Annotated in this window: 6 protein-coding genes; 5 read left to right on the top strand and 1 reads right to left on the bottom strand. The window is 67.5% G+C overall.

What is annotated here, in order from left to right; translation table 11 throughout:
* Positions 1–65: 65 nt before the first annotated feature.
* Complete coding sequence (locus ACO2RV_RS24050) at positions 66–704, bottom strand: TetR/AcrR family transcriptional regulator (RefSeq protein WP_423296737.1); 639 nt, start codon at positions 702–704, stop codon at positions 66–68.
* A gap of 156 nt (positions 705–860) precedes the next feature.
* Between ACO2RV_RS24050 and ACO2RV_RS24055 the strand changes: the two genes are divergently transcribed.
* From ACO2RV_RS24055 to ACO2RV_RS24075, 5 genes are all read left to right on the top strand, one after another.
* Complete coding sequence (locus tag ACO2RV_RS24055; RefSeq protein WP_423296738.1) at positions 861–2,081, top strand: acyl-CoA dehydrogenase family protein; 1,221 nt, start codon at positions 861–863, stop codon at positions 2,079–2,081.
* Between the two features lie 14 nt (positions 2,082–2,095).
* On the top strand, positions 2,096–2,677 hold the full coding sequence (locus ACO2RV_RS24060; RefSeq protein WP_423296739.1) for a flavin reductase family protein: 582 nt from the start codon (positions 2,096–2,098) through the stop codon (positions 2,675–2,677).
* Between the two features lie 11 nt (positions 2,678–2,688).
* A complete protein-coding gene (locus ACO2RV_RS24065) occupies positions 2,689–3,456 on the top strand; it encodes a sulfite exporter TauE/SafE family protein (protein ID WP_423296740.1) in 768 nt (255 codons plus the stop codon).
* A gap of 88 nt (positions 3,457–3,544) precedes the next feature.
* Positions 3,545–4,513 carry a sugar ABC transporter substrate-binding protein gene (locus ACO2RV_RS24070; RefSeq protein WP_423296741.1) on the top strand — a complete coding sequence of 323 codons (969 nt, stop codon included), beginning with the start codon at positions 3,545–3,547 and terminating at the stop codon, positions 4,511–4,513.
* 72 nt (positions 4,514–4,585) lie between these two features.
* On the top strand, positions 4,586–6,289 hold the full coding sequence (locus tag ACO2RV_RS24075) for a CocE/NonD family hydrolase (protein WP_423296742.1): 1,704 nt from the start codon (positions 4,586–4,588) through the stop codon (positions 6,287–6,289).
* Positions 6,290–6,534: the final 245 nt, after the last annotated feature.

The raw sequence follows: 6,534 nt of genomic DNA on the forward strand, positions 1-6,534 counted from the left end.
CCAGATGATCGGAACGATCCCTCTGGCAAAGCAAGTGATATGCCAGCTCGCGGTCAATTGGCGGGTCAGATGACGGACTGGACACTTAGCCGCGGCGCGGCGGCGAAATCGGCACTGAGGTCGCGCTGCAGGAGATCCAAGAGCAGCCGCCGGCAGCGTTCGGGCGGCATATCCTGCGGGTCGGCGATCATGGCGGCGGCAAAGCCGAGCGCGGCGGAGACGAATGCCGCTGCGATGTCGGCGGGATTCTTGTCGGTCGTGAACTCCTGCGCTTCGACACCGTGCTCGATCATGCGCGTGACGATTTCCGCATAAAGCCGCAGCAGCTTCTGCACCTCGGCCTGCAACACACGGTCGAACGGCATGCGGCCGAGCAGGCCGAGCCAGAAGCGCCAGTCGGGAATGCCGGGCGGGGCCAGCTGGCTGACGAAGTCGGCGAGCGCGGCGAGGCGCACGACGGCGCCGCCGCGGCGCCGCTCGATCTTGCCCAGCGCCTTGACGAACTGGAGATTGGCGTCGTTGATCGCGTCAAGGGTGAGGGTGCGCTTGTTGGCGAAATAGTGGGTCACCACGCCGGACGAGATGCCGGCAACATCGCTGACCTCACGGATCGTCAAGTCGCGCCAGCCCTGTGTGGAGAGAATGCGGATCACCGCATCCATGACCTGACGCCGGCGAATGGCTTCCATGCCCAGTTTCGGCATGATCACACCTGTTTAAAACATACAACCCATTTAGCCGCATTCTCCTCCGCCCGCAACCCTGCACTGAAATCGCGCAAATGTGTGCCTCGGCGCATCAACGCATTTGACGGATATAGAACAGTCGTTATATGAAAATCCCATCATGAGGATGGTGCTTTGAATCCGCACACGCATTTCCTTGAGCCGGATGCCTCCACCCACAGCCATGCCCCGGTCGGCAGCGCCTCGGACCTGATCGGACGCGCCGAAGCGCTGGCGCCGGCGCTGCGCGAGCGCGCCGCCGAGACCGAGCGGCTGCGCCAGCCGCCGGAGGCGACCCGCCACGACGTGGTGCGCACCGGCATACACCGCCTGTTCCAGCCTGCACGCTATGGCGGCGCCGAGGCGCCGTTCCGTGCCGCCGTCGAGGTGCTCACCGCGGTCGGCCGGGCCTGTGGCTCCACCGCCTGGGTGGTGGTGCAGAACATCGCGCACAATTCCATGCTGGCGCAGTGGCCGCAGGCGGCGCAGGATGACGTATGGGGCGCCAATCCCGCCGCCCTCCTCTCCGGCATCCTGATTCCCGGCATCGGCAAGGCGCGCCGCGTCGAGAACGGCTATGTGCTCTCCGGCCGCTGGCCCTTCGTCAGCGGCGTCAGTCTCGCCGACTGGGTGCTGTTCACCGCCTTCACGCCCGGACCGGACGGCAAGGAGGAGGACCGACACTTCATCCTGCCACGCAGCGACTACCAAATCCTCGACACCTGGCATGCCATGGGGCTGAAAGGCTCGGCGAGCCACGACGTCGTCGTCGACGAGGTGTTCGTGCCCGAGCACCGCACCACCACTATCGAGGCGATGCGCGGACGCGAGGCCCGCTATCCGGGCGAACCGGTGGTGTTCCGCTCGCCGCTCTACGCCATGTTCGGCGTGTTCATTGGCAGCTCGGCGCTCGGCATCGCCGAGGGTGGCGTGCATTCCTATGTCGAGCAGGCCCGCACCCGCATCTCGCGTGCCTCGGTGCGCCCGGTCAGCGACTTCAACACCCAGCACGTCAAGGTCGCCGAGGCGCTCGCGGCGATCAAGGCGGCGCGCCTGCTCCTGTATGGCGTCTGCGACCAGATGACGGAGATCATCGCGTCGGGACGCATGCCGACCCTCGAGGAGCGGGCGCGCTGCCGCGCCGAGGCGACCTTCGCCGGACAATTGTCGACCCGCGCTGTCAATGTGGTATGGGATGCGGTGGGCGGTAGCGGCATCTACGACGCTAATCCGCTGTCGCGCTATTTCCGCGACATGAGCGCCGCCAACCGGCACATCACCCAGAACTGGGACGTGAACGCCTCGACCCACGGCCGGGTCGTGCTTGGCCTGCCGATCGACAATCCGGCGCTATGACGGAGGTCGCCACGTTGCCCCCGCGTCTCACATTCCAATCCTGCGCAGCGGCGGCCGAGACCCTGGCCGGCAGCGACGAAGATGCCCCGCCCCCGGCGTTTCGCGATGATTTCGTCGCGGCGATGGGCCAGGTCCCCTCCAGCGTGGCGGTCGTCACCACCGGCGCGTCTGGTGGACATCTCGCGCTCACGGTCGGCACCTTCATCTCGGTGTCGGCGGACCCACCCATGGTGCTCGTCAGCGTCAAGCGCCGCGCTCCGCTGTGCGAGGCGGTGCTCGCCAACCGGGCTTATGCGGTGAGCGTGCTGGCGGCCGGTCAGGCCGAGCACGCCGACCGCTTCGCCGGCCGGCCGCGCAGCGGGCGCGCCTATGATCTTGCTGCCGCACAATGGTCGGCGCCCAACGCCGGCCTTCACCCGTTCCTGGACGGGGCCGTGGCGTGCTTTGGCTGCGAGCTGGAGCACGCCCAGCCGGTCGCCACCCATGTACTGCTGATCGGACGCGTCACCCATGTGCGCGCGCAGCGGCACACACCGCTGGTCTATTGGTCGCGTGCCTACGCCAAGCCCGCGGCACAGTCCGCGGATCTCGGCTGAGGACGGGGGACATGGGCACGCTTCTCCAGCACGTCGACATGCCGACCCTGATCGCCGCGACGCTCGCGGCGATCAGCATTGGCCTCGCCAAGGGCGGGCTGCAGAGCGCGGGCATGCTCGCCGTGCCGATCCTGTCGCTCGCCATGCCGACGATGGCTGCCGCCGCTATGCTGCTGCCGATCTTCATCATCTCCGACGTGTTCGGGGTCTGGGCCTTCCGGCGCAGCTACGACGCCTGGAACCTGCGGGTGCTGATACCCTCCGCGCTCGCCGGCGTGGTCATCGGCTGGCTCACCGCGTCGGTGGTTTCGGCGGCGGCGGTGAACCTGATCGTCGGCGGCCTCGGCCTCGCCTATTGCGCGAGTTCGGCGCTTAAGGCGTGGGCGGGCGCGGCGCTGGCCTCGCGCGCGCCTGCCAGCGTCGCCGCCGGCTGGTGCTGGGGCGTGCTCAGCGGCTTCACCAGCTTCGTCTCTCATGCCGGCGCGCCAGCCTTCCAGATCTTCGTGCTGCCGCAGCGCCTCGCGCCGATGGCTTATGCCGGCACTGCCGCGATCCTGTTCGCGGTGGTGAACGCCGCCAAGCTCGCCCCCTATTGGGCGCTCGGCGAATTCGACGTGCTGCGCCCGGAGGCGCTCGCCGTGGTTCCGGTGGCGATCGCCTCGACTTTTCTCGGCGTGCACCTGGTGAAAACGCTACCCACGCGCCTGTTCTTCCGCATCGTCGAGACGCTGCTGCTGCTGGTTTCGCTCAAGCTGGTCCTCGATGGAGCCGGCCTGTGACGCGCCGCGCGCTTCCGCCCCGCTCGCGCGCGGGCACCCTGCGCCGCACAGACCCGAACCACTCGCGGGCCCACCAGGAGACGAAGTCATGACGCGCAGCAAGGATGCAAGGCGATTAGTGTCGAGGCTCGCTGCGGCGGCGGTGTCCGCAGCGGCGCTCACGGGGTTCAGTTCGGCGGCCTTCGCCGCCACCAAGATCGGCATCGTGGTGCAGACGCTCGGCAACCCCTATTTCGCCTGCGTGAAGCGCGGTGCCGAGGAGGAGGCGAAGAAGCACGAGGGCGTCGAGCTCACCGTGCTGGCCGGAGCGACTGGCGACGACGTTGCCGGCATCGTGCGCCTGATCGAGGATCTGATGCAGAAGAAGGTCGACGTCATGTCGTTCCTGGCGACCGATCCAGACATCATGATGGGGACTACGAAGAAGGTGCAGGACGCCGGCATCCCGGTGCTGATCCATTCGGACGACACCCGCGAGCCGGTCGGCAAGCACTATATCGGCGCCGACCATGTCGCGGGCGGCGCCGCCATGGCGAAGATGCTGGTCCAGGAGATCGGCGCCAAGGGCAAGGTCGCCATCATCGAGGGCGGCCCGGGCAACGTCACCAGCGAACTGCGCAAGAAGGCGGCGCAGGACGAGTTCGCCAAATATCCCGGCATCAAGGTGGTCGGCGTTTGGAACGGCGCTTGGGACCGTGCCGTCGGCATGCGGGTGAGCGAGGACATCCTCACCGCCAATCCGGATCTCGCCGGCATCATGGCGGTCAATGACGAGATGGCGCTCGGCGCGGTGCAAGCGGTGCGCGCCCGCAACCTCAAGGATAAAGTGAAGGTCACCGGATTCAACGGCGTGCCGCAGGCGGTGCAGGCGGTCGCCAAAGGCGACATGCTCGGCACCGTGGTGACGTATTGCTACACGGTCGGCACCCAGATCGTGCGCACCGCGCTGGAGATGCGCACGGGCACCGATCCGAAGGCCTACACCATCGACACCGGCACGGTGCCGGTTGACGCCAAGCTGATCGAGGCCATTACCACGGGCATGCAGGCGAAATAGTCTGGGAGAGATGGTGTCGGCGGACGCGGGTAGTCTTCATCCGCGCCACGCTTCGGCGGGGGATGGCAGGGAATGGCGCTGTGGAGTCTCGATGACGTCCGGCTTGAAGCGGACGTCGCCGTGCCGATGCCGGACGGGGTGATGCTGTGCGCCGACATCTACCGTCCGGTCGGCGAGGGCCCCTGTCCAGTCCTGCTGCAGCGCACTCCCTACAACAAGCGCTTCGCTCAGACCGGCGTCTACCAGCACCCCTCCTGGTACGCCCGCCAGGGTTATGTCGTGGTGGTGCAGGACGTGCGCGGGCGCTACGCCTCGGACGGCGAATTCTATCCCTATCGCCATGAGGCGGCGGACGGCGCGGCGACCATCGAATGGGCGGCACACTTGCCGTGGACGAACGGGCGGGTCGGCACCTATGGCTTCTCCTATGCCGGCGCGAGCCAAATGCTCGCCGCCAGCCGGAAGCCGTCGGGGCTGGTGTGCTGCGCGGTCGGCTGCGGCGGGACGGATTTCTACGACGGCTGGACTTATGAGGGCGGCGCCTTGCACCTCGCCTTCATCCTCTCCTGGACGCTGCAGTCGCTCGCCCAGGCAGACGCTGTCCGACGCGGTGACGAGCGCGCGGCGGCACGGCTCGCCGAGCTTGCCGATGCGCTGCCGGCACCCTATCGCCGCCCGCTGCACGACTGGCTCGCCGACGCGTCGCTGCCGGGCTACGTGAAGGACTGGCTGCGCCACGACACCCGCGACGCCTATTGGCGCGACCTGTCGCCCGCCGATCTGATGGAGGGGATCGAGGTTCCCTGCCTGCATATCGGCGGCTGGTTCGACATTTTCGTCGCCAAGACGCTGCGCAGCTTCAAGGTGCTGAGCGCGGCCGGCCGCGCCGAGCAGAACCTTATGGTCGGGCCTTGGGAGCATGTGCCGTGGGCACGCTTCAGCGGCGTGCGCGACTATGGACCCGACGCTGACAATTGCGCCAATGATGCCCAGCTCGCCTGGTTCGACCGCTGGCTGAAGGATGTGCCCCAGCCGCCGCAGCCGCCGGTGCGCTATTTCCTGATGGGCGCCAATCACTGGGGCGAGGCGGACGCGTGGCCGCCGGCCGACACGCAAGCGCGCGAACTCAATCTGCGCTCCACCGGTCGGGCCGGGGTCTCCAGCCGCGATGGTCGACTTTCTCAAGAGCCGGCCGGCGAGGATCCCGCCGACCTCTTCATCTTCGACCCCGCCAATCCGGTGCCGAGCCGCGGCGGTGCTTCCTGCTGTTTCTCCGGCACCGCGCCGATCGGCTCCTATGACCAGCGGCCGGTCGAGATCCGCAACGACGTGCTGCTCTACACCACCGATCCGCTCGCCGCTGCTCTCGATGTGATCGGGGACGTGACGCTGGAGCTTTACGCCGCGACCGATGCGCCAGACACCGATTGGACCGCCAAGCTGGTCGACGTGCATCCGGACGGGCGCGCCTTCAATGTCACCGAGGGCATCGTGCGTGTGCGCCTGCGCTCCGGAGTCGAGGTGCCCGAGCCACTGCCACCCGGCACGGTCCAACGCTACGATATCGTGCTGCGTGACACCGCATACCGCTTCGCCGCCGGCCACTGCCTGCGGCTCGAAGTGTCGAGCTCGAACTTTCCGCTGTTCGACGTCAACTCCAACAGCGGCAAGCCGGCAGTCGCGGTCGCACCGGCCGATCTACGGCTCGCCACGCAATGCGTGTTCCACGACGTCGCCCGCCCCTCGCGCCTGCGATTTCGCGCGAGCTCCGGCTAAATCGCCTGCTTCCTGCAGACCATGCCGAGGCGTCACTCCCTGCGCGGCGACGGCGCCTCACCCAACGCCCGCCGACGTCTCAAGGCTCAGGAGATTTCCATGCGAGTGTGCTTGCTCTGTAAGCGTGGTCCCGGCGGCACCTTCATAGGTTGGGCGTGAAAGCGCAGTCTGACGATCCTGATTGGAGGATCGTTTTGTGTCTGGGCTTGACCATAGACTTGAGCCGGAGGTTGAGGTCCGGCGCT

Source organism: Ancylobacter sp. VNQ12, assembly GCF_049445835.1.
Lineage (GTDB): Bacteria > Pseudomonadota > Alphaproteobacteria > Rhizobiales > Xanthobacteraceae > Ancylobacter.